Source organism: Sphingomonas paludis (genome assembly GCF_053502515.1).
Window position 1 is genome coordinate 994,844 of sequence record NZ_CP187558.1, and the last position, 22,106, is coordinate 1,016,949.

Genomic DNA, 22,106 nt, shown 5'->3' on the forward strand with positions numbered 1-22,106 from the left:
ATCAGCGCTGAGCGTTCCATGCGTCGATCTGTTGCGTCAGGAAGCTTTGCGTGGATTTATAGGCGGCGACGCGGGCATCCATGCTGGCGAACTGGCGGGTCATGCGGGTGCGTGCTGCCTCTGCCTGTTCCGTCGCCTTTACCTGTTCGTCGGCCAATGCGGACTGAAGCCGGGTATAGCGCTGTTCCGAAGCACCGAGCCCGGTCGACCGGCTGGTCGCCGCAGTGGAGATGGCGAACAGGGCGCCCGATAGCCCGCCCGACCCGGCGGCGAACATCCGGCCGACCGTTTCCGGATAGCTAGTCAGCGCCCGGTTCAGCGTCGCGCTGTTGACGCTGAGTGTGCCGTCGCGGCCGGTCGCCACGCCCAGTTCGGCCAGCGTGCGCGGTGCATTCCCATCGGCGGGGGTCAGTTGGCGCAAGGTCAGGTTGCGCAGTTCCTGCATCATGCTGCGCGCGCCCGGATCGGCACGCAGCGGCCCGGAGATCGGATCGGTCGCCTCCGTCAGCAATGCGTAGAGGTCGTTATAGGTGGCGACGACATCGTTGACCGCCTGGCGCAGGGCGTCGGTCTGGGGCGATGCGCCGATCGCCACCTGCGTCCCCGTGCTGGCGGAAACCAGGTCGAGCCGCACGCCGGGGATCAGATCGGTGATGTTGTTGCCGGTGCGGCGCACCGCCACGCCGTCGACCGCGACGATCGCATCGGCGGCGCGGGTGCCGAACTGCATCCCGGTGGTGCCGTCGTTCACCGCCAGCGCCGACAGGCCGGGGACGGCGGGGTCTTCGGTCACGCTCATGGTGAAGGCGCTGGCTTCGCCGGTCGCGCCCTTCAGCACCAGCCGCGCGCCCTGGCTGTCGCTGACGATGGATGCGGTGATCCCGGCACCGGCGGTGTTGATGGCATTCCGGATGCCGGTCAGCGATGCGTTGCTTGCATCGATGGTGATGTCGATGGCGGCACCGGTGCCGACCTGAATCGACAGCACGCCCTGGCCCACCGCAGCGCTGGCATCGGCGACCGGATCGCTGAACGCCACTTGGGCCGAAGCAAGCTGGCGCACCTCGACGCTGTTGTTCAGGCCAGTGATCGACGCACCGTTCAGGCTGGTTGCCCGCACGATGCCGGTATTGCTGCTGGTCGCCTGGGTGGTCAGCGTGCCGCCGCTGACCAATTGGGACAGCGCGGTCGAAAATCCGCTGATCCCGCTTTTCAGCTGGGCGATCAGCGACAATTGCGACGTCAGCGTTTCCTGGCGTTGTTCGATCGAGGCGTTCTTCGCGGCGAACTGCGCATCGACCAGTGCGGTCACCAGCGCAGTCGTGTCGATGCCCGACCCGGTGCCCAGCGTCTTGGTGATCGATTCCATGGCTTACTCCGCTTTACGCCGCACCAGTCCGCAGAACGACCGGATGCGGGCAATGCTTAGGGTTTTGCGGCCAGTTGATTGCCGTTTTCGTCAAACCAGGCGGTGCTCGGCACATCGATATCGGGCAGGGTGCCGCGCGCATCCGCATTCAGGTTGAAGATAAAGGCGAGCACGGTGGCGATCGCCATGTACAGGTCGTCGCGCACCTCCTGCCCCTCGCGGCTGGTGTAATAGACCGCACGGGCCAGGGTGGGGGATTCCAGCACCGGCTTGCCCAGCTCTGCCGCCAGTTCGCGGATGGCGAGCGCAGTATCGCCGCGGCCCTTGGCAACGACGACGGGCACCATATCCTGTCCCGGCAGATAGCGTAGCGCGACCGCGAAATGGGTCGGGTTGGTCAGGACGACATGCGCCTCCGCCACCGACTTGCGGAAGCCGCCCTTCAGGATCTGGCGCTGGCGCTGGCGCTGGGCGGCCTTGTTCTCCGGGTTGCCCTCGGCCTCCTTATGCTCGTCCTTGATCTCCTGTTTCGACATCTTCATCCGGTTCATCCGCCGGATCATGGCAATGGGCAGGTCGATGGCGGCGATCGCGGTGAGGCCAGCCGCCATCGCGAAGACGAGCAGAATGAAGGTGTCGCCCAATGCGCCGGTGGCGCCGGCAATGTCGGTGGTAAGCAGGCCCGTCATCTGATGGGCGGCCGACCAGAGGATGGTCCCGCCGATGCTGCCGAGCAGGATCGCCTTCAAAAGCGATTTGCCAAGTTCGATCCAGCCTTGGGGTCCAAAGATGCGCTTAAGGCCCGATGCCGGGTTCATCCGGTTGCCCTTGGGCGCCCACAGCTTGCCGTTGAAGCGCAGTCCGCCGATCCCGGCTTGTGCGCCGATCGCGGCCAACGCCGTCAGCGCAAGCAGGCCGCCAAGCGCTGGGGCGATCTTCCACCCCGCCTCGACAATCGGTTGCCAGGGCTGAAAATCCTCGATCTCGCCGCGTCCGAAGGCGAAGCTGGCACGCATCAATTCCTTGCACGCGCCCAGCAGGGACGGGCCGAGCATCGCCATCCACAGACATCCCGCCAGGATGACGATGGCGGCGTTCAGATCCTGGGATTTAAGGACATCGCCGTCGTCCAGCGCCTTTTGGCGGCGCTTTGGGGTTGGTGCTTCTGTCCGTTCGCCAGCGCTCTCAGCCATCAGCCGAACACCAGGCCTTGCGTGGCATCAAGTCCCTCGCGGGCGATGACGAGCATGTAATCGCTCATCGCGGGCAGCGCGACGAACAGTGCGATGACCCCGACCAGCAGGCTGGCGGGCAGGCCAACGGCGAACAGGTTGAGCGACGGGGCGGAGCGCGACAGCATTCCCACCGCGACGTTCATGCAAAGCAGCAGGAACCCGACGGGCAGGGCGAGCAGCAGCCCGGCGCTAAAGGCATAGCCACCGAACAGGGCGATATCCTGAAGCCGTTCGGGAGCCAGCCACGACACGCCCGGCGGCATCACCACGTAACTGCGCACGATCAGGTCGACCAGGATCAGGTGTCCGTCGACCGACAGGAACAACAGGGTCAACAGCACGGACAGGAAATTGCCCAGCGCCGGGCTTTGCTGGCCGTTCTGCGGATCGACGGCGGCGGCAAAGCCGATGCCCATGCTCATCCCGATGGTTTCGGCCGCAACCAGCGGTGCGGCAAAGGCGATCTGGAGCACGAAGCCCAGTGCAAGGCCGATCAGCGCCTCGGCACCGATGGCGAGGAAGGTGGTGAGCGCGAAGATTTCGGTCGGCGCGGGCACGGTGGTGACGTTCAGCGTCAAAATGCCGATGGCGGCGGACAGGATGACACGCACCTGCACCGGCACCGCGACCGCGCCAAAGATGGGCGCGGCGAGGAACGCGGCGCCGATCCGGACCATGCTGAAGATCAACGTCCAGAGCTGCGGCTCGATCGAGAGGCCGAAGCCGAGCATGTCAGTGCAGCGTCCGGCGTTCCTTCGCGCTAGCGGGTGCGAGCAGCGGGGGCAACACGATGTGACGCTGGCCGGGAAAAGGCAGCGAGCCGGTGGGGGCGGGCGCGACGGCCGGGCAGGGGGTCATCGCACGAGCTCCGGAATGCGTTCGAAGATGCTGACGGTAAAATCGCCGAGCAGGGTCAGGATCATGCCGCCGAACACGACCAGCGAGACGCCGACGATCGCCAGCTTGGGCACGAAGCTGAGTGTCTGTTCGTTGATCGAGGTCGCCGCCTGGATCATGCCGAGGATCAGGCCAGAGAGCAGCGCGGGGATCAGGATGGGCGTCGCGGCCAGCGCCAGCACCCAAAGCGCCTCCCGCGCGACGGACATGAAATAATCGGATTCCATCGGTCAAATCCTAGAAATGGCTGAACAAGGAAGGCCCTCACCCTTCCGGGGCTGCGCCCCTCCCTCCCTCTCCCGCGAGCGGGAGAGGGAAGCGGCGGGAAGGGTGAGGGTCTTCTTCTTCAAGTGACGAAACTGTTGGCCAGGCTGCCCATCGTCAGCATCCAGCCGTCGACCAGGACGAAGAGGAGCAGCTTGAAGGGCAGCGAGATGATGGTCGGCGACAGCATCATCATGCCCAGGCTCATCAGCACGGTGGCGACGACTAGGTCGATGATGATGAAGGGCAGGAAGATCAGAAAGCCGATCTGGAACGCGGTCTTCAGTTCGCTGGTGATGAAGGCGGGCAGCAGGACAGAGAAGGGGACATCGGCGGTATTCTGGAACGGCCCGACCTTGGCCATGTCGGCGAACAGCTTGATGTCCTTTTGCCGGGTCTGCGCCATCATGAAGGCGTGAAGCGGCTTGCCCGCATCCTCGATCATCTGCGTCGCGCCGATCCGCCCTTCGGCATAGGGCTGGATCGCCGTGGTGTTCATCCGCTCGATGGTCGGAGCCATCACGAAAAAGGACAGGAACAGCGACAGGCCGATCAGCACCTGATTGGGCGGCGTCTGTTGCAGTCCAAGCGCCTGGCGCAGGATCGACAGCACGATCAGAATGCGGGTGAAGCTGGTCATCATCAAGAGGATGCTGGGCAGGACCGTCAGCAGGCCCATGATGATCAGCACCTGCAGCGACAGGCTGAGCGGTGCATCGCCGCCGCCCAGGTCGCCAAGCGCCCGGTCGATGGCATCGCCCGCACCCGGCGCGGCCGGGGCCACCGGCGGCGTTACGGCGGCGGCACTGGCCGGATCCGCGATCAGCAGCACGGTTGCTGTGACCAGAAAGGTCATGAGCGTCAGCACCCAACCGGGGATGCGCCGCGCACGATCAAGGACAAGAGCCGTCATCGGTTCAGACCTTGTCGATCAGGGTGACGCCGCTGCGAGCGACGGAAAGGAGGAGCGTCCGCCCCTCGAACTCCACGACGGCCAGCCGCGTGCCCGGCGAGACCATCATGGTCTCCTTCACCTGGATCCGGCGGTCGGTAGGCTGGCCGGGCAGCCGCGCCTCCAGCTTGCGCCACAGCCACAGGCTGCCGACCAAAAGGCCGCAGACCAGGGGCAGCAGCACCACCAGTTTCAGGATATATTCCCACATCATCAGCGGGCGGCCCGCTTTTCAGGGGATACCAGTTCGGTCATGCGCACGCCGAAGCGGTCGCCAACGGTTACGACTTCGCCCCGGCCGATCAGCGTGCCATTGACGAACACGTCGAGCAACTCGTTCGCCTGACGGTCCAGTTCGATGACGCTGGATTCGCCGAGCGCCAGCAGCTCGCGCAGGGTCAGCTGCGTCGAACCGATCTCCACCGTCAGCCGGACGTCCACGTCCTGGAGCAGCCGGAAATTGGCTGCGACGGCGCCGTCCACGGGAAAGTCCCCGGTGATCGCGTTCATTGGAAATCCTCTTCAGGCAGGGGTTCGATGGAAGTGAGGCGGATGGCCGCATGGCCATTGGCAGTGCCGACGGTGCCCGCACCCAGGCGGCGGTTGCCGACCATGACGGGGACGTTGGGGCCGAAGCTGATCGGGATGATGTCGCCTTCCTTCAGCTCCATCAGCTTGCCGAGCGAAATGCTCGGTTCGGCCAGGACGGAACGGACGGGGAAGCGCACGCCCATGGCAGCGCGGGTCAGCCCGGCCAGCCAGCGTGCATCGGGTTCGGCGGACTTGCCGTGGACCTTTGCGGTCAGCGACGGCCCGTGGGGCTTCAATGCGGCGACGGGATAGAGGATGTCGATCATCGCCGGGTGCCCGCCATCGGCGGCAATGCCGAACCGGGTGACGATCACCGGATCCTCGCTGTCGATGCTGGAGAGCATCGCGGCGTTGATCTCGATATTGCCGGGCGTAAAGCCGATCCGGGCGACCGGTTCCCAGGCATGGGCCAGCGGATCGCACATGGATGCGGCCATGCGGCGGATCACCGCTTCGGCTGCCGGGGAAAATTCCGTCGGCAGGCTGTGCGGCGCGTCGCCGAAGCCGCCGAAGAACAGGTCGAGCAATTCAAGCGCAAAGCGGCCGGGCACGACCATCAGCGCCTGGCCGCCATCCGGGGTCATCGCGACCGGCAGCCATGCGGTCAGGCCCATTTCGCGGTTGGCGCGATACTGGCCGAAACGCTCCACCTCGACCGGCTCCGCCCAGCTGCGCACCGCGCGCCGCAGCATCGGTTCGAACACGCCCCGCAAGGACCGGGCAAAGCGTGCCGACAGATGCTGCAGCGTGTGCAGATCGCCGAACGGATTGACGTTGGAAATGCCCAGCGCCAGCGCATGTTCGGCCGCAATGCGCGGCCGGCTGCGCCGATCCGTTTCCAAAGAAGGTGAAGCGTCGTTAACCATCGACGTTCACTGAACGATAAAATTGGTAAAATAGACGTTACCAACGCCGCCAAAGCCCTCTTTTTCCTTCAGCGTATCGTTGATCGCCTTGGTCAGTCGCCGCTGAAGCTGGGTCTTGCCCTGGGCGGTGAACACCTGATCCTCGTCGGTTTCGCCCAAAGCCATCAGGATGGCCGAGCGAACCGCGATTTCATGGGTCTTCAGGTTGTTGATGACGGTGTCGTCATAGGGGGTGGAAACGGCGACACCGACCTGGATGAAATGCACGCTGTCGCGCAGGTTCGACGTGAACTCCTTTTCCATCGCATAATAGTTGCTGGCATATTGATCGCCGCCTTCGCCCTTGGGCGTCGGCATGCCGCCGCCCTCGCCGCCGCCTTCGCCTTCGCCCTCGCCGCCTTCCTTGGCGGCCTCGGCACGCTTCTGTTCGGAATGGGGCACCAGTTTCGGGCCGGATGCTTCGGCGCTGTGATCGCCGCCGCCGATGAAGCCGCCGAAATACAGGCCAGCGCCGGTGCCGCCGCCGGCGAGCACCAGCACGCCGACGCCGATCAGCACCCATTTCATCGCGCCGCCCTTTTTCTTCTTGGGCGCATCCTCGGTCGTCTTGGTGTCACTCATGGTTCAGTCCTTCCCCGGTCAGGCAATGCGGTCGTCCGGCCGGGCTTCCGCCTCGGCCAGCACGCTGGATTGGGCAGGCGCGGGCCGAACTGGCTGCGTCTGCGGTGATGGATTGGGTGGTCGGCCATGCGAGTGGCGATCCCCGTCCTGCATCTGCGCGCTCAGTCGCAGGCCCCGGGCTTCGGCAAGCTCGGCCAGCTTGGGCGCGGCTTCGGCAAGGGTGGCGCGGGCGGCGGCATGATCGGCGCTGATCCGTACCTCGGTTTCGCCGTCGCGTTCGACCAGCCGGATGTCGACGGCCCCCAGCGCGTCGGGCGTCAGCCGGATTCGTATTTCTTGTCGCCCCTCGCTGCGCAGCGTTTCGATGCGGTCGATCATCGACGTCATCCATTCGCGGGCATCCAGATCCAGAGCAGGCGCGGCGGGCGCGACAACCGGCGTGGCGGGCGTGGCCGAGGGATCGACGGCGGGCGCCAGGATCGATGCGGTGTCGATGCCGGTCGCGGGCAATACCGCCGTCCGGCGAAGCGCATGGTCCTGCACGGCGGCGGCGATCCGGTCGGCGAACAGCGCCGCTGCCGGGGCGATCGACCCATCGACGCGCAACACCGCCGGGGCCGGTAGCGGCTGAGCCGGTTCGGGGTTGGCATTTTCGGCCGCTGCCGCTGATACCACCGGCAACGACGGCAAGCGGGGACCGCGCATCGGCGCTGATCCGGCCGCCACGGTCGGCATCGCGCCGGTCGATAGCGGCACCGGCACGCGTGCGGTCGGTTCCTGGCGCCGCGGGGCGGGGGCGGCGACAGGCTCCGTCGCCGGTCGCAGCACACTGCCGCCGGTCGAATCGGCCGCATCAGCCGTGATAGCCATTGGCTTCGGACCCTCGCCATTGGCGGCGACATCCTGCGGCACGAACGCGGGAAGCGGCACTGATGCCGGGGGCGTATCGAGCTGGCCGGGCCGAGCCGGAAAAGCGAGCGGCTGAGGAGCGGATGCAGGATCGGACGACGGACCCGTCACCGCATCGGGAAGAGCAGTGTCTGTCGTGTTCGCCGCGGCATCCCGCGTGGCCGGTGTCGGCAGGGACAAGGGTTGGGGTGGCAGCGGCAATGCCTGCATCGATGCGGTCGGCAACTCACGGGTCACGGCGACGGCCTCGTCGGGGAGAGATGCGTTCGTATCGGTCGCCGCCGGTTCGGACGCCTCTTCAACTGCTCTGTCCAGCTGGTCGGGCGCGTCGTCGAGCGACGCTTCCGCAATGGCGATCGGCTGGACTGGCGACGGTGCTTGCAGCGCCCAGTCCGGGGCCGCAGCCATCGCCAGCGGCAGATCATTGCCGGTGGCGGCAAAATCTTGCCGTCCCGCTGCGATTGCGGGGATGGCGACGGACGCTGCATTGTTGCGGATGACAAAGGGGGATTGCCGGACGAGCCTTTCGATCACGCCCGCAAATTCGCGGCCCTGATCGCCACTGACCGACGCAGGCATGCCGCCAGCGGCAGGGCTGGCAGGATTGGCGACAAAAGATGGCAACAGGTTCGGCATCGGTTCAAGTCCCATGCCGATCGGTTCAGCAAGGATCGTGCCGTTTTGCGGGCTTGCCGGGCGGCAATGCCTCCATCGCGCGGCGGGCGCGGGCAGCGGCCTCTTCGGCGGCCCGCTGCATCAGCTTTTCCATCGCACTTTCGTCGCGCCGGGCCTCGATGGTTCTTGATCGCGCCCGGTCGAGCTGACGCTCGGCCCCGGCCAGCCGCTCCGCCACGGCGACGGCGGTCTGGTTCAGCCGTTCGCGGTAATGGGCCGATGCGATCATGCTGAGCGCGGCATCTGGCGCTGGCGTGGGCACGGGGGCGACCTCTGCCGCCAGCTGGGCGATCCGCGTGCGCAGTGCCTGTTCCTCGGCCAGGCGCTGCGCTGCGCGCGCCTCGTCCGCCTGCACCATCGTCAGCTGCAAACCCCGAACCCGGTGCAGCCGCGCCAGCCGGGCGGCCTTGTCAGCCATCGCCGAACACCCCGATCAATTCGGTCGCCGCTTCCTCCAGCGGCACGACTGCGTGAGCATCCTGGCGGATATAGTCCATGATCGCCGGGTGGCAGGCGATGGCAAGGTCGAGCGCGGCGTCGGTGCCGGTGCGATAGGCGCCCATCAGCACCAGATCGCGATTTTCCTCATAGGTTGCCAGGTGACGGCGCAGGATGCGCGCGGCCTGTTGGTGCGGGCGGCCGGTAATGTCATTCATCACCCGGCTGACCGACGGGCCAAGGTCGATGGCGGGATAGACGCCGCGCTCGGCCAGCTGGCGCGACAAGACGATGTGCCCGTCCAGGATCGACCGCGCCGAATCGACGACGGGATCGTTGCCGTCATCGCCGTCCGCCAGCACGGTATAGATGGCGGTGATCGATCCGCCGCTGTGCACGTCCGTGCCCGCGCGTTCGATCAGGCCGGGCAGCATGGCGATGGCACTGGGCGGATAGCCGCGTGCACTGGCCGGTTCGCCCAAGGCCAGCCCGATTTCGCGGCCCGCATGGGCGACGCGGGTCAGCGAATCCATGATCAGCAGCACCTGCTTGCCCTCGGCCCGGAAAGCCTCGGCAATGGCCGTGGCGCGCAGGGCGCCGCGAATGCGCAGCACCGGCGAATGATTGGCGGGCACGGCGACGACCACCGAGCGGGCGCGCGCATCGCCGGCGACCTTGGTTTCCAGAAAGTCGGCGACTTCGCGGCTGCGCTCGCCGATCAGGCCGACGACGATGACATCGGCCTTTGCCGCGCGAACCATCATGCCGAGCAGCACCGATTTGCCGACGCCCGATCCGGCCATGATGCCGACGCGCTGTCCCTGGCCGATCGTCAACAGACCGTTGATCGCGCGAACGCCGACGTCCAGGGGTTTGAGCACCCGGCCCCGGTCCAGCGGATTTTGCAGCCGGCCGGCCAGCGGCCAGCTGCCCGCGCCGCGGATCGGCCCCAGGCCGTCGATCGGTTGACCGGCACCGTCGACCACCCTGCCGAGCAGCGCCGCGCCGACTTCCGCCTCTCCCGGCGCGCCGATGGGGCGGACGGGGGTGTTGGGCAACAGCGGCGCCGGGCCGCCCAGGTTCATCATCAGCGTGCGGCCGCCGCGAAAGCCGATGACTTCGGCCTGCACCAGTCCCGCGCCCTCGCCGATCGCGCACACGGTGCCGACCGGCAGCGACAGGCCGACCGCCTCCATCAGCAACCCGTCATAGCTGGCCAGACGGCCGGCAATGCGGGGTCGCGGCGTGAAATCGGTCTGCTCGATCGCATCCAGATAGGTTTCGGAGAAGCGCACCAGCATTAGTCGGGGACCGCGATCCGATTGATCGCCGCATCCAGCTGTTCCAGCCACAGGTCGGGACCGTCCTCGACCACCGTCGTCGCCGATTCGAGCGCGAAGCTGCCACGCGCCAGGCTGGAATCGCCCACCGCAAAGACGCTTGGCGGCAGATGCCCCTCGATCAGCGGCAGATCGTCGGGATGCAGGCGCAACAATGCCGATTCGGTGCCGTCGGCCAGCATCTCGACCGCCGCATCGATCCGGCTGGTCAGCCGTTCGGCGGACACCCCGGTTTCGCCGACGACGGCATGGACCAGTTTAAGGACGGTCGAGCGCAGCCGCTGTGCCATCCGGTCGCGGTCGAGCTGCACCCCGGCTGCCAGCGCAGCGCCGATCCGGTCGCCGAGCGTTTCCCCCCGGTCGCGCTGCTGGGTCAGGTCGGACAGCGCGGCTGCCATCCCCTCGGCATAGCCGGCGGCACGGGCAGCCTCGATCGCGTCGCTGCCGTCATCCTGATCGGCGGCGGTCAGCGGGTCCCAGCCCTCGGTCGGATTGCGGTCCGGGTCAGCGGGGCGGAAATGACGCGGGCCGGGAGATTCGGGGCTGAAGCTGCGCGGTTCGATGAACGCGGCGCTCGGCAACGCACCGATCGGCTGTTCGGTAAAGCCGGCGGCCGGGGCAAAGGCGCGGGCCAGCACCTCGGCTGCCATCCGGTGGCGGCTGACGAAACCGGGGGCGAAATCAGACATAATCGTCCTCCCCGGCGCCCATCATGATCGTGCCGTCCTTGGCGAGCTGGCGGGCGAGGGTGATGATCGCCTTTTGCGCTTCCAGCACTTCGGACAGGCGCATGGGTCCGCGCGATTCCATCTCGTCGCGGATCTGGTCGGCGGCGCGGCTGGACATGCAGCCCAGGAAGCGCTTGCGCGCTGCCTCGTCCACGCCCTTCAGCGCGCGGGTCAGCGTATCGCTGTCGATGTTGCGGATGAGGGTGCCCAGCGACTTGTCGTCCAGGTCGAGCAGGTTGTCGAACACGAACATCGCCTCTTCGATCGCGCGAGCGACATCGCGGTCGATCTTGGCCAGTTTCGGCATTACCCGCGTCTCGGTTGCCTTGCGCGCCGACGAAAGGATCTTGGCGGCATCGCGCGTGCCGCCGATCTGAAGGCCCGAGCCGCCGCCGCCGGTGCCGGCGCGCTTGGCCAGCATCGCCTTTAAGGTCTCGATGGCCTCGGGCGTGATCGGACCCAGCTTGGCAATGCGGTGCAGCACCTGGGGCTGGACGGTTTCGGGCAGCAGCTCCAGCACCTTGGCGGCGATGGCGGGATCCAGATTGGCGATCAGCACCGCCGCGATCTGGGGATGCTCGTCCTCGATCAGCGAAGCGATCTCGGTCGGGTCCAGCCAGTCGAGCAGGTCGATGGCACAGGCGGCAGACGGCGGGGTGATGCGCGCCAGCACGCTTTCGGCCTTTTCGGGGCCGAGCGCGCGGTTCATCATCCCCTCGATCCGGGGGCGGGGGTCAAAGCTGACCGATGTGCGTTCGCGCGCGCGGTCGACGAAATCGTCGAGCACGGCTTCGACCTCGACCTCGCTGACATCCGCGACCGAGAACATGGCCTTGCCAAGCTGGCGGACTTCCTCCGGCTCCAGCTTTTGCAGGATGGCGGCAGCTTCCGCCTCTCCGACCAGCATCATCAGGACGGCGGCGCGCTCGACGCCGGTATAGCTGCGCGGTTCTTCGTTCATGACTTGCCATCCGCATGGATCATGTCGCGCACCGCCAGGGCGGCGCGGGCGGGATTGTCGCGGGTAAAGCCACGCACCAGCCCGACGCGGTCGTCATAGCTGCGCGCGCTTTCCAGCATCTCGACGCTGACGACCGGTTCCTGTGGCGCCTGATCGGCGGCGGCGTCGTCGGCGGCGGCGAAGGCGTTGGCCAGGCTTGCCTGCCGGGGCGCTGGGCCGGGTTCGACCGGTACCTCCTTCTTGCGGGTCATCGCCTTGACCAGCGGACGGACGCCCATGAACAGCACGAGCAGCGCGATCAGCAGCGCGGTGCCATGGCGCAGCACCATCGGCACCCAATCCGCCTCATACCATTCCGGTTCGACCGTCGAGGTCACTTCGGTCGAAAACTTGCGGCTAATGACGGTCACCTGGTCGCCGCGCGCCGCATTGTAGCCGACTGCGGCCCGGACCAGCTGGGTGATCTGCTGCAGTTCCACGGGGCTGCGCGGCTTGCCGCCATCAGGTTCGCGCAGCAACACGGCGACCGACAGCCGCCGGACCTGGCCCGGCATCTGGCGAGTCACCGAAACCTCGCGGTTTACGTCATAACTGCGGGCGAAATTCTCGCTGGCTTTGACCAGCGGCGCCACGGCCGTTGCCGCGCCAGCCTCGGCGGTCTGGCCGGGGGCGGGGGGCGTTGCGTTGGGCCGTTCGACCGTGGTTGCCCCCGGGACGGCGTTGGACAGGGCACCCGGAATGCCGCCGGGTGCCTGGGCATCGGCCTGGGGCGTGGTGTAATTGCCCTGTTCGGCACGGACGACGGCGTTTTCCTTGTCATAGGTTTCGCGCGTCGCCTGATTTTCGTCCAGATCGACATCGGCCTGGATTTCGGCGGAGAAATTGCCCGCGCCCAGCAATGGAGTCAGCAGCTTGGCCAATTGGTCGCGGTATTTGTCCTCGACCCGGCCCTGGAAATCGATGCGCGCATCGCCGCCTGATCCCGTCCCGTCGCGGTCGTCGGACTGGCTGAGCAGCGCACCCATCTGATCGACGATCGTCACCTGTTCGGGCTTCATGCCGGGCACGGAGGAGGCGACGAGGTTGACGACCGAGCGCACCTGAGCGTCGCTCATGGTGCGGCCCTGTTGCAGTTTGACGATCACCGATGCGGACGGCGCCGCCTTGTCGCGCACGAAGACGCTGGCTTCTGGCGTGGCCAGGTGCACCCGCGCCTCTGCCACGGTGTCGATGGTGGCGATGGAACGGGCAAGTTCCGTCTCGCGCGCCTGTCGCAGCCGTTCGCCCTCGACCGCCCGGCTGACCCCCATGGGCAGCGCATCGAGCAGCGCATAGCCGCCGGGTGCCGCCTTGGGCAGGTCCTGCGATGCCAGCAGCATCCGGGCGCGGTGGTAATCGCCCTCTGCCACGGTGATCGATCCGGCGTCGTCGAACGCGCTGGCGATGCCGGCGGCGGTCAGCGCCTCGGCCACCTGGCCCTTGTCGCTGTCGGCCAGATTCTGGAACAGCACGCGCTGCGGCGGGGTGGCGAGCACCATCCAGGCAAGCGCAGCGGCGGCGACCAGCCCCAGCACAAACAGGAACGGCAGCGCGCGTTTGACCGCGGGCTGCTCGATCAGGCCAGTGACCTGTTTCAGCGGATCGGCGAACCGGGCAACGACCGGATTGGGCGCGGCAGCGGCGGGAGTGATCGCGTTTTCCATGGGTTACACCGGCATGCTCATGATGTCCTTGTATGCGGACAGGAGTTTGTTGCGGACCTGCAGCGTGGCTTCGAACGCCACGGAGGCTTGCTGGCGGGCCATCATCACCTTGGCGATGTCGATGGTTTCGCCGCGTTCATACTGGGCGGACAGGTCGCCGGCCTGCGTCTGGGTCTGGTTCACCTGCGCCAGCGCGGTCTGCATCGTGTCGGCAAAGCTGACCGGGCGCGCGGCCTGATCGACGGGCGTCGCCGACTGCGCCTGATTGGCCCGGGCCAGCGCCTGATTGCGCTCCAGGATCTGGGCGCGAAGCTGCATCACCCGGTCGATGCCCATCGCATCGCCAGCACCGCGAATGCCGGTCATGCCGATACCGCCTGGGCAACGTCGTCACCCTGTTCGCGCAGCCGTGCCAGGCGATAGCGAAGCGTGCGTTCGGAAATGCCCAGCCGGCGCGCCGTTTCAATCCGGCTGCCGCCGCATGCCTTCAGCGTTTCGCGGATCGCCTGGAACTCGCTCATCTGGACGATGTTGCTGAGCGGCATCGCCGCATCGCCGTCGATGGCGGTCACCGCCGCTACCGGCGCCGATGCGCGGCGCGTCGCAGGACGGTCGAAAATAATGTCCCCCGCCTCGATCCGGTCCAGCGTCGCCAGCAACAGTGCGCGCTGAATGACGTTTTCCAGCTCGCGGGCATTGCCGGGCCAGTCATGGTTGATCAGCAATTCCAGCGCATCGGCGCTGATCGCGGGTAATAGCTGGCGGGTGCTGGCATGGCGGACCACCATGGCAGCGGCCAGCGCTGCGATATCGCCCGGGCGATCCGCCAGCGCGCGGGTGGCCAGCGGAAAGACGCTGAGCCGGTAGTAAAGGTCGGCGCGAAAGCGGCCTTCGGCCACTTCGGTCTGCAGATCGCGGTTGGCACAGGCGATGACCCGCACGTCGATCGGTTCGGCTGCCGTGGCCCCGATCGGTACCACTTCGCGTTCCTGAAGCGCGCGCAGCAGCTTGGCCTGCAGCCCCAAGGGCATTTCGGCGATTTCGTCCAGCAGCAGCGTGCCGCCGTTCGCGGCCCGGAAAAAGCCCTCTCCGCCCGATGACGCGCCGGTGAAGCTGCCCTTCACATGGCCGAACAGCATCGCCTCCAGCATGGTTTCCGGCAGTGCGGCGCAATTGATGGCGATGAAGGGGCCGTCCCGGCGCGGCGAGGCGGCGTGGATGGTGCGTGCCATCACTTCCTTGCCGGTGCCGGTCGGCCCGTTGATCAGGACGGTGATGTCCGCGCCCGCAACCCGTTCGGCCAGCGCGAACAGCGCCAGGCTTTCGGGATCGGCGGCGACCGGGGCCATGCCCCCTTTCAGCAGCGCGGCGGCATAGCCCTGGGCCAGCGTGCCATCGGCGGCGGTGAAGCGCAGCCGGGCGCTCTGGCCATCGCGGAACGGGCGCACCTCGAGCGGGCCGTCGCCCAGCACCAGCGTGCGGGCGGGCACGGCGGGCACTTCGCCCTCCATCACCAGATGCATGGCCCCGGCGATGGGCCGGTCGCCCTGCTTGGCCAGCACGAAGCCCTGGGCGCGCAATTGCGACACGAGCGCGAACTTGCGTTCGACGACTGCTGGCGTGGCGTGGATCACGGTCATGGCAAACCCCCTGTTCAAGGGTTCAATGCCGCTACGATGGTAAACGAACCGTAAACCCGACCCTCCGTTTCACCGCTGTATGCCGCGCCCGCGTAGGCCCGCACGAGCGCGATACCGCGCGAGGGCACATTTCCGCCGCCGGAAATCCGTCAGTTCTCGGCTCAAGGCCCCGTTCAAAAAATAATCCTTAATCGGTCGCTCAGCCTGTCGTTCCCCCTGACGGCTACTCACCGCTCCCGCTGTTGGGGGGACACGGAGAGGCGGCCTGAAGTAGATGGAGATCGGAACCATGACTGTTATCGGAACCAATATCGGTGCGCTGCGCGCTTCGAACGCTTCGAAGATGGCGAGCAACTCGCTGACCGCTTCGATGGAGCGTTTGTCGACCGGCAAGCGCATCAATTCCGCGAAGGACGACGCCGCCGGCCTCGCCATCGCCACGTCCATGACCTCGCAGATCCGCGGCATGAACCAGTCGATCCGCAACGCGAACGACGGTATCTCGATGGCGCAGACCGCCGAAGGTGCGCTGAACGAAGTCACCAACATCCTCCAGCGCGTCCGCGAACTGGCCGTGCAGTCCTCGTCGGGCACCTATTCCGACGACGACCGCACCAACCTGCAGGCGGAAGTCACCGAGCTGCAGTCGCAGCTGACCGACATCTTGGCGAACACCGAGTTCAACGGTGTGAAGCTGTTCGACGGCACTGCCGGTTCGGGCGGCAGCGTGTCGATCCAGGTCGGCGCGAATTCGGGTGAAACGGTTGCCCTCGACCTGTCGGAAGTCGATCTGGACGACGCCATCGCCGTCGACATTTCGGACGCGACCGATGCTTCGGATGCACTGGACACGCTGGACGACGCGATCAGCTCGATCTCGACCAGCCGCGCCACGCTGGGTGCCAGCCAGAGCCGCCTGCAGTCGGTGGTCAACAACCTGACCCAGAACATGACCAACCTGACCGACGCGCGCAGCCGCATCGAGGACGCGGACTTCTCCGCCGAAACGACGGCGCTCGCCAAGGCCCAGATCCTGAGCCAGGCGTCGACCGCGATGCTGGCGCAGGCGAACCAGAGCCAGCAGGGCGTGCTGTCGCTGCTGCGTTAAGCGTAAAAGCGTACCGGTCCCCCCGCCCCCCCAATCAGCGGGTGGGGCCGGACCGCCAGAGCCTTTCCATGGAGGGGCAGCAGAACCCCGGTGGCCAAGCGCCGCCGGGGTTTTGCATGTTCAGTCCAGCCGGGCGCCGTCCAGTTCCGCGTCGCGGCGCGCCTGTTCGGCGGCATCCCGGTCGCGTTCGACCCGTGTCCGGCCGTGCAGCGCCCGGTTGGCGGCGGCGGTCGTCTGTGCGGCGGCGCGGGCCTTTGCCTTGCGGGCGAGCCGCAGATTGACCACCGTGCCCATCAGGTCAGCCGCGAACCTGCTTGGCCACGGCGTCCAGCAGGCCGTTGACGAAGTTCTTTTCGCGCTTGTCGTAAAAGGCGTCGGCGACGTCCAGATATTCGCTGATGACGGCACCCGTCGGCACATCGGGCCGGGCGATCAGTTCATAGGTGCCGCTGCGCAGGATTTGTCGCATCGGCCGGTCCAGCCGATCAAGCGTCCAGCCGGCGGACAATTTCGACGTGACCAGCGCATCGATCTCTTCGCGCCGGGCATCGACGCCCTTTACCAGATCGTCGAAGAACGCGATGTCGGCATCGGCATATTCGACGTCTTCGATGATCGCGCCCAGCCGGTGCTGATGGAATTCGGACAGCAGCTGGACCAGCCGGGTGCCCTCCATTTCCTGTTGATACAGCGCCTGCACGGCACCCAGCCGCGCGGCGGCACGAGCCTGGGTTCGGGATTTGGACTTTGGACTGGACATGATCGAGTGTTCCTTGCCCGTTCGGGCTGAGCATTTTCAAGGCCGTGCCCTTCTTTTGCGGGAAAGAAAAGGACAGCGCTCCGGTCGGCTCGGCGCGAACGGTTAGTGGGTTGAAGCGAGCCGCAGCGCGACCGAGCGGGCATGGGCGGGCAGCCCCTCCGCCTCGGCAAGCGCGACGGCGGCCGGGCCGATGGCAGCCAGCCCGTCGGCACCGAGCGAGAGAAAGCTGGTCCGCTTCATGAAATCCAGGACCGACAGGCCGCTGGAAAACCGGGCGCGGCGACCCGTCGGCAGCACGTGGTTTGGCCCCGCGACATAATCGCCGACCGCCTCTGGCGTGTGGCGGCCTAGAAACACCGATCCGGCGTGACGGACGCGCGCGAACAGGGCGTCCGCATCGTCGCAGGCCAGTTCCAGATGTTCGGGCGCCAGCCGGTCGACCAGCGGGATGGCGTCGGCCAGCGTCGGCACGACGATGATCGCGCCGTTCGCGTCCCATGCGGCGCGGGCCACCCCTGCGGTGGACAGGGTGTCGATCTGGCGGTCGACCGCGGCGGCAACGGCATCGGCAAAGCCGGCGTCATCGGTAAACAGGATCGACTGGCTGGTCGGATCATGTTCCGACTGGCTGAGCAGATCGGCAGCGGTCCATTCCGGATCGTTCAGGCCGTCGGCGACGACCACGATCTCGCTTGGCCCGGCGACCATGTCGATGCCGACGACGCCGTAAACCTGGCGCTTCGCCTCTGCGACCCAGGCATTGCCGGGGCCGGTGATGACGTCGACGGGCCGGATGCGATCCGTGCCATAGGCGAGCGCGGCCACCGCCTGCGCCCCGCCGATCCGCCACACCTCGTCGACGCCGCCCAGCGCTGCGGCGGCCAGCACCAGCGGATTGACCACGCCGTCGGGGGTCGGCGTCACCATCACCAGCCGTTCGACGCCGGCAACCTTGGCAGGCAGGGTGTTCATCAGCACGGACGAGGGATAGGCAGCGCGGCCGCCGGGAACATAGACGCCCGCCGCCGCCACCGCGCTCCACCGCGCGCCGGTGCGGATGCCGTTCGGCTCCACCGTTTCGCTGTCCGACGGGCGCTGTTTTTCGTGGTAGGCGGCGATCCGGTCGCGGGCGAGTTCAAGTGCGGCCCGCAACTCCGGCGACAATTGGTCCAGCGCGGCCAGACACGCCTCACGCGGGATGGCCCAGCCGGTGGCGTCCAGATCATGCCGGTCGAACTGCGCGGTCAGCGCATGGACGGCGGCATCGCCGTACGTCCGCACCCGGGTGAGGATCGCGGCGACATCGCGGGAGACATCGCTGTCCGCTTCCCGCCGGGCGTTGACCAACGTATCGAACCGATCGGCAAAGTCAGCCTGCGTCGCGTCCAGCCGGATCATGCCGCCTCCCTTTCCGCGACGGCGCGCCGGAAGCTGTCGATCAGCGGCACGACGCGGGCATTGGTCTTGAACGCGGCCCGGTTGACGATCAGCCGGCTCGACACTTCGGTAATGACTTCCACCTCGACCAGCCCGTTTTCCTTGAGCGTCCGGCCCGACGACACCAGGTCGACGATGCGCGGGGCGAGGCCCAGCTTCGGCGCCAGTTCCATCGCGCCGTTCAGCTTGACGCATTCCGCCTGCACGCCGCGCGCCTCGAAATGGCGGCGGGTGGCGTGCGGATATTTGGTGGCGACGCGCACATGGCTCCACCCGCGCGGATCGTCGGTCGCGGCCAGATCGGCGGGTTCGGCGATCGACAGGCGGCAATGGCCGATGCCCAGATCGACGGGCGCATAGAGTTCGGAATAATCGAACTCCATCAGCACATCCGATCCGACGATACCTAGCTGCGCCGCGCCGTGTGCGACAAAGGTGGCGACGTCGAAGGCGCGGACCCGGATCAGGTCGATGGCCGGATCGCTGGTCGAAAAGCGGAGCGCCCGGCTGCCCTCGTCGCTGAACGCGGCTTCCGGCTCGATGCCGACCGCGCGCAACACGGGCAGGGCCTCGTCCAGGATGCGCCCCTTGGGCACGGCGATGATCAGCGGCTGGGTCATTGGATGCGGCGCTTTATCTGGGGTAGGGCGGGCGCGCAACAAGGGGGCGGGGAAACGATCCGATGACAGCCATCGACGGCGGCGAGTTTCAGCGGCAGGCAGCGATCTGTCGCAGGATGCGGTCGCCCTTTACCGCATCGGTGATCGAGGCGGGCGGGCGCGTCCTGGAGCGCGGGCCGATAACTACCGCGCTGGTCGCCGGCTGGCCGGGCAGCCGCAGCGAGGCGGCGGTGGCGCTGCGCTTTTCGGGGGCGATGCACGCGCTGGCCCGGCGGCGTGCCAATGCGCCGCTGGTCGCGCTTTATCATGCGCTGGACGGCGATTTCGATGCGGTGATCGGCGACACGCTGGCGGCGCAGGACGCATGGATCGCGGCATGGATGCAATCGCCGCCGCAGACGAACGAAGTCTATCGTGCCGGGCCGATCATGGCGGCGCTGCTGACGGCGGCGGCACGGTTTCCGGTGCCGTTCGAGCTGATCGAGCTGGGTTCCAGCGCCGGCCTGAACCTGAACCTGCACCGATTCGCCTATGATCTGGGCGGCGTGCGCGCGGGCAATCCGATGAGCCTGCTCAGGATCGCACCCGAATGGCGGGGCCCGCCGCCGCCCGCCGCGCCCCTGACGATCATCGAGGCTTGCGGCGTGGACCGCGATCCGCTCGATCCGCTGGACGAGGGCACGAAGGAACGGCTGCGCGCCTATTGCTGGCCGGACCAGACCGACCGCATGGCCCGGCTGGAGGCAGCGCTGGCGCTGGCGGCGGTCCATCCGCCGCGGATCGACCGGGGGGATGCAGCAGAGTGGCTGGAGGCGCGGCTGGCCGAACCCCAGGCGGCGGGGACGGGACGGGCGGTGTTCCATTCCATCGTCCTGCAATATCTGAACGATGCGGGACGCGACCGCGTGGCCCGGGCGATGGCGGCGGCGGGGACGCGGGCCAGCATGGACCGGCCACTGGCCTGGATCAGCTTCGAATGGGACGAGCGACGGTCATTGGTCGAAGTCGCACTGTCCCTGTGGCCGGATGGCGGACGGCGCGTGCTGGGAACCAGCCATGCCCATGGGGCATGGGTGGACTGGACGGGCTGACCGGACCCTAACGCTGCATCCAGCCGCGAATCGCGCGGTTGACCGCGTCCGGTGCCTCCCACGGCACGAAATGCCCCGCCTGTTCGATCCTTGCGATGGTCAGGTCGGGAACCAGCGCGTCCAGTCCGTCCAGCTGGCAGGGCAGCAGCGCCGGATCCTGCATCCCCCAGATGACCAGAGTCGGCATGGCGACCGGCGTGAACGGGCCTTCCAGCCAGGCGGGGCGGGCGGGCGTTTCGTCCATTCCCGGCACCTGGATCGTGCTGGCGCGGTACCAGTTCAGCATCGCGGTGATCGCGCCCGGCTGCGACCATTCGTCCAGATACGCGGCCTTTTGACCCGCCAGCAGCGCCGGATCGGCATGGCGGGCAAAGCTGGTGTCGAAGAATGCCGACAAGCCCATCCCGGCCAGATGCGATTCGATCCCCGGATCGCGGAACGCCGTCATATACTGGCTGGCCGCGCGCTGAGCGGGATCGTCGAACAGAGTCCGCTGAAAGATCAGGGGGTGCGGTGCATTGATGACGATCAGCCGCTCGATCCGGTCCGGGTGGCGAAGCGCCGCCAGAAAGGCGATGGCGCCGCCCCAGTCATGGCCGACCAGCGTGAACCGGCCAATGCCCAGATGATCGGCCAGCGCGATCAGATCGGCGACGGGATGCTCGGGCGCATAGTCGGCGACATTGGCGGGCTTGTCCGATCGCGCATAGCCGCGCTGATCGGGGGCGACGACGAAATGGTCGCTGGCGAATTCGCCCATCTGATGCCGCCAAGTCCGGTGCGATTCGGGAAAGCCGTGCAAAAGGATCATGGCGGGGGCGGCCGGATCGCCGTCGGTCCACACGTCCAGCGCGACGCTAGTGGCAAGCGCGATCCGGTGCTGCGCCATGCTCAAGGATAGCTGACCGTTTTCGGCACTTCGGGGATTGGGATATATTCCTTGTCGTCGCCGGGTACGGTCGGAAACTCGCCGGCCTTCCAGGCGCGCTTCGCCTCGTTGATCCGTTCGCGGCTGGATGAGACGAAGTTCCACCAGACATGGCGCTCGGTCCTGAACGCCTCGCCGCCTGCCAGCATCACGCGACCGCCGCCGCTGCTGGTCAGCGTCGCCGCCACGCCGGGGCGCAGCACGTACAGGACCTGCGGCTCCAGCGTCAGGCCGTCGAGCGTCGCACCGCCCATCGCCACATAGACGCAGCGTTCGTCCGCTTCCGCATCGATGGGCACGCTGGCCCCGGCACCCAGCAGGATGTCGGCATAGATGGTGCCGGCATGGGTCGTCGTCGGTGCGGTCCGCCCCCACAGGGTGCCCATGATGATCCGCGCGCGAACGCCCGCATCCTCCAGCACCGGCAGGTCGGCGCTGGATACGTGCTGGAATGCAGGATCGACCTCTTCCAGATGGTCGGGCAGCGCCAGCCAAGTCTGGATGCCAGACAATTCCGGCCCCTCCGCCCGCTGGGGACCGGGCGAGCGTTCCGAATGGACGATGCCCCGCCCGGCCGTCATCAGATTGACCGCGCCCGGCTCGATCGTCGCAAAGGTGCCGAGCGAATCGCGGTGATCGATCGCGCCGCCGAACAGATAGGTGACGGTCGACAGGTTGATGTGCGGGTGCGGCCGCACGTCGATCCCCTCGCCCCGGGGCAGGCGGGCCGGGCCCATCTGGTCGAAAAAGATGAAGGGGCCGACCATCGTGCGCGGCTTTGACGGCAGCGTGCGGTGCACCTTGAACCCGCCCAGGTCATGCGTCGTCGGGCGGATCACCTGATGGATCAGGCTGTCTGCGGCGGCATCCGCCCCGAAATCGGTCCAGTCGCTCATGCGGGAATCGCCTTTGTTGCCGGGTTGTTATGTCGGGTTGAGCGATACCGCAGCCTGAGGCACAAGTCGCCCCATGC

The 22,106-nt window shown here is 67.3% G+C and carries 25 protein-coding genes; 2 read left to right on the top strand and 23 right to left on the bottom strand.

Translation table 11 applies throughout. The features are described 5' to 3' along the window. Position 1: 1 nt before the first annotated feature. The 17 genes from fliD to ACPVPU_RS04880 form a co-directional block, all read right to left on the bottom strand. Positions 2-1,369, bottom strand: a complete 1,368-nt coding sequence (gene fliD / locus ACPVPU_RS04800) for a flagellar filament capping protein FliD (RefSeq protein WP_448659837.1) — start codon at positions 1,367-1,369, stop codon at positions 2-4. 56 nt (positions 1,370-1,425) lie between these two features. After that, the gene (locus ACPVPU_RS04805) at positions 1,426-2,562 is read right to left on the bottom strand and encodes an EscU/YscU/HrcU family type III secretion system export apparatus switch protein (protein ID WP_448659838.1); all 1,137 of its coding nucleotides are present in this window, start codon (positions 2,560-2,562) and stop codon (positions 1,426-1,428) included. Further along, entirely contained in the window at positions 2,562-3,335 is a 774-nt protein-coding gene (gene fliR, locus ACPVPU_RS04810; protein ID WP_448659839.1) for a flagellar biosynthetic protein FliR, read from the bottom strand. Before fliR ends, ACPVPU_RS04805 begins: the two co-directional genes overlap by 1 nt. Positions 3,336-3,458: 123 nt before the next feature. After that, a complete protein-coding gene (fliQ, locus tag ACPVPU_RS04815) occupies positions 3,459-3,728 on the bottom strand; it encodes a flagellar biosynthesis protein FliQ (RefSeq protein ID WP_448659840.1) in 270 nt (89 codons plus the stop codon). 119 nt (positions 3,729-3,847) lie between these two features. Continuing rightward, positions 3,848-4,621, bottom strand: a complete 774-nt coding sequence (fliP, locus tag ACPVPU_RS04820) for a flagellar type III secretion system pore protein FliP (protein ID WP_448660418.1) — start codon at positions 4,619-4,621, stop codon at positions 3,848-3,850. Positions 4,622-4,682: 61 nt separating this feature from the next. Continuing rightward, positions 4,683-4,931 (bottom strand): flagellar biosynthetic protein FliO, encoded by a 249-nt coding sequence (locus ACPVPU_RS04825; RefSeq protein ID WP_448659841.1) that lies wholly within the window; start codon positions 4,929-4,931, stop codon positions 4,683-4,685. After that, positions 4,931-5,227, bottom strand: coding sequence for a flagellar motor switch protein FliN (gene fliN / locus ACPVPU_RS04830; protein ID WP_448659842.1), 297 nt, complete (start codon positions 5,225-5,227; stop codon positions 4,931-4,933). The genes ACPVPU_RS04825 and fliN overlap by 1 nt, the downstream gene beginning before the upstream one ends. Beyond that, complete coding sequence (locus ACPVPU_RS04835) at positions 5,224-6,174, bottom strand: flagellar motor switch protein FliM (RefSeq protein ID WP_448659843.1); 951 nt, start codon at positions 6,172-6,174, stop codon at positions 5,224-5,226. The genes fliN and ACPVPU_RS04835 overlap by 4 nt, the downstream gene beginning before the upstream one ends. Before the next feature lie 6 nt (positions 6,175-6,180). Continuing rightward, entirely contained in the window at positions 6,181-6,795 is a 615-nt protein-coding gene (locus ACPVPU_RS04840) for a flagellar basal body-associated FliL family protein (RefSeq protein ID WP_448659844.1), read from the bottom strand. Between the two features lie 18 nt (positions 6,796-6,813). Beyond that, on the bottom strand, positions 6,814-8,355 hold the full coding sequence (locus ACPVPU_RS04845; RefSeq protein WP_448659845.1) for a flagellar hook-length control protein FliK: 1,542 nt from the start codon (positions 8,353-8,355) through the stop codon (positions 6,814-6,816). 10 nt (positions 8,356-8,365) lie between these two features. Further along, the gene (locus ACPVPU_RS04850; protein ID WP_448659846.1) at positions 8,366-8,797 is read right to left on the bottom strand and encodes a hypothetical protein; all 432 of its coding nucleotides are present in this window, start codon (positions 8,795-8,797) and stop codon (positions 8,366-8,368) included. Further along, positions 8,790-10,118 carry a FliI/YscN family ATPase gene (locus ACPVPU_RS04855; RefSeq protein WP_448659847.1) on the bottom strand — a complete coding sequence of 443 codons (1,329 nt, stop codon included), beginning with the start codon at positions 10,116-10,118 and terminating at the stop codon, positions 8,790-8,792. Before ACPVPU_RS04855 ends, ACPVPU_RS04850 begins: the two co-directional genes overlap by 8 nt. Further along, positions 10,118-10,846 (bottom strand): FliH/SctL family protein, encoded by a 729-nt coding sequence (locus ACPVPU_RS04860; RefSeq protein WP_448659848.1) that lies wholly within the window; start codon positions 10,844-10,846, stop codon positions 10,118-10,120. The genes ACPVPU_RS04855 and ACPVPU_RS04860 overlap by 1 nt, the downstream gene beginning before the upstream one ends. Then, positions 10,839-11,846, bottom strand: a complete 1,008-nt coding sequence (gene fliG, locus ACPVPU_RS04865; RefSeq protein ID WP_448659849.1) for a flagellar motor switch protein FliG — start codon at positions 11,844-11,846, stop codon at positions 10,839-10,841. Before fliG ends, ACPVPU_RS04860 begins: the two co-directional genes overlap by 8 nt. Further along, a complete protein-coding gene (gene fliF, locus ACPVPU_RS04870) occupies positions 11,843-13,549 on the bottom strand; it encodes a flagellar basal-body MS-ring/collar protein FliF (RefSeq protein ID WP_448659850.1) in 1,707 nt (568 codons plus the stop codon). The genes fliG and fliF overlap by 4 nt, the downstream gene beginning before the upstream one ends. A 3-nt stretch (positions 13,550-13,552) precedes the next feature. Continuing rightward, entirely contained in the window at positions 13,553-13,915 is a 363-nt protein-coding gene (gene fliE, locus ACPVPU_RS04875; RefSeq protein WP_448659851.1) for a flagellar hook-basal body complex protein FliE, read from the bottom strand. Further along, positions 13,912-15,189, bottom strand: a complete 1,278-nt coding sequence (locus tag ACPVPU_RS04880; RefSeq protein ID WP_448659852.1) for a sigma-54 interaction domain-containing protein — start codon at positions 15,187-15,189, stop codon at positions 13,912-13,914. The genes fliE and ACPVPU_RS04880 overlap by 4 nt, the downstream gene beginning before the upstream one ends. 289 nt (positions 15,190-15,478) lie before the next feature. On the opposite strand from ACPVPU_RS04880, the gene ACPVPU_RS04885 reads away from it, so the two are divergent. Continuing rightward, complete coding sequence (locus ACPVPU_RS04885; protein ID WP_448659853.1) at positions 15,479-16,297, top strand: flagellin N-terminal helical domain-containing protein; 819 nt, start codon at positions 15,479-15,481, stop codon at positions 16,295-16,297. A gap of 120 nt (positions 16,298-16,417) precedes the next feature. Here the strand turns inward: ACPVPU_RS04885 and ACPVPU_RS04890 are convergent, their stop codons facing one another. The 4 genes from ACPVPU_RS04890 to hisG form a co-directional block, all read right to left on the bottom strand. Then, complete coding sequence (locus ACPVPU_RS04890; RefSeq protein WP_448659854.1) at positions 16,418-16,591, bottom strand: DUF4169 family protein; 174 nt, start codon at positions 16,589-16,591, stop codon at positions 16,418-16,420. A 4-nt stretch (positions 16,592-16,595) separates the two neighbouring features. Continuing rightward, on the bottom strand, positions 16,596-17,057 hold the full coding sequence (gene nusB / locus ACPVPU_RS04895; protein ID WP_448659855.1) for a transcription antitermination factor NusB: 462 nt from the start codon (positions 17,055-17,057) through the stop codon (positions 16,596-16,598). A 102-nt stretch (positions 17,058-17,159) separates the two neighbouring features. Beyond that, positions 17,160-18,455, bottom strand: a complete 1,296-nt coding sequence (gene hisD, locus ACPVPU_RS04900; RefSeq protein WP_448659856.1) for a histidinol dehydrogenase — start codon at positions 18,453-18,455, stop codon at positions 17,160-17,162. After that, entirely contained in the window at positions 18,452-19,114 is a 663-nt protein-coding gene (gene hisG / locus ACPVPU_RS04905; protein ID WP_448659857.1) for an ATP phosphoribosyltransferase, read from the bottom strand. Before hisG ends, hisD begins: the two co-directional genes overlap by 4 nt. Before the next feature lie 62 nt (positions 19,115-19,176). Between hisG and ACPVPU_RS04910 the strand changes: the two genes are divergently transcribed. Further along, positions 19,177-20,205, top strand: a complete 1,029-nt coding sequence (locus tag ACPVPU_RS04910; protein WP_448659858.1) for a DUF2332 domain-containing protein — start codon at positions 19,177-19,179, stop codon at positions 20,203-20,205. Between the two features lie 7 nt (positions 20,206-20,212). On the opposite strand, the gene ACPVPU_RS04915 is transcribed toward ACPVPU_RS04910, so the two are convergent. Beyond that, positions 20,213-21,094 carry an alpha/beta fold hydrolase gene (locus tag ACPVPU_RS04915; protein WP_448659859.1) on the bottom strand — a complete coding sequence of 294 codons (882 nt, stop codon included), beginning with the start codon at positions 21,092-21,094 and terminating at the stop codon, positions 20,213-20,215. Positions 21,095-21,096: 2 nt separating this feature from the next. Next, complete coding sequence (locus ACPVPU_RS04920; RefSeq protein WP_448659860.1) at positions 21,097-22,029, bottom strand: pirin family protein; 933 nt, start codon at positions 22,027-22,029, stop codon at positions 21,097-21,099. Between the last annotated feature and the right edge of the window lie 77 nt (positions 22,030-22,106).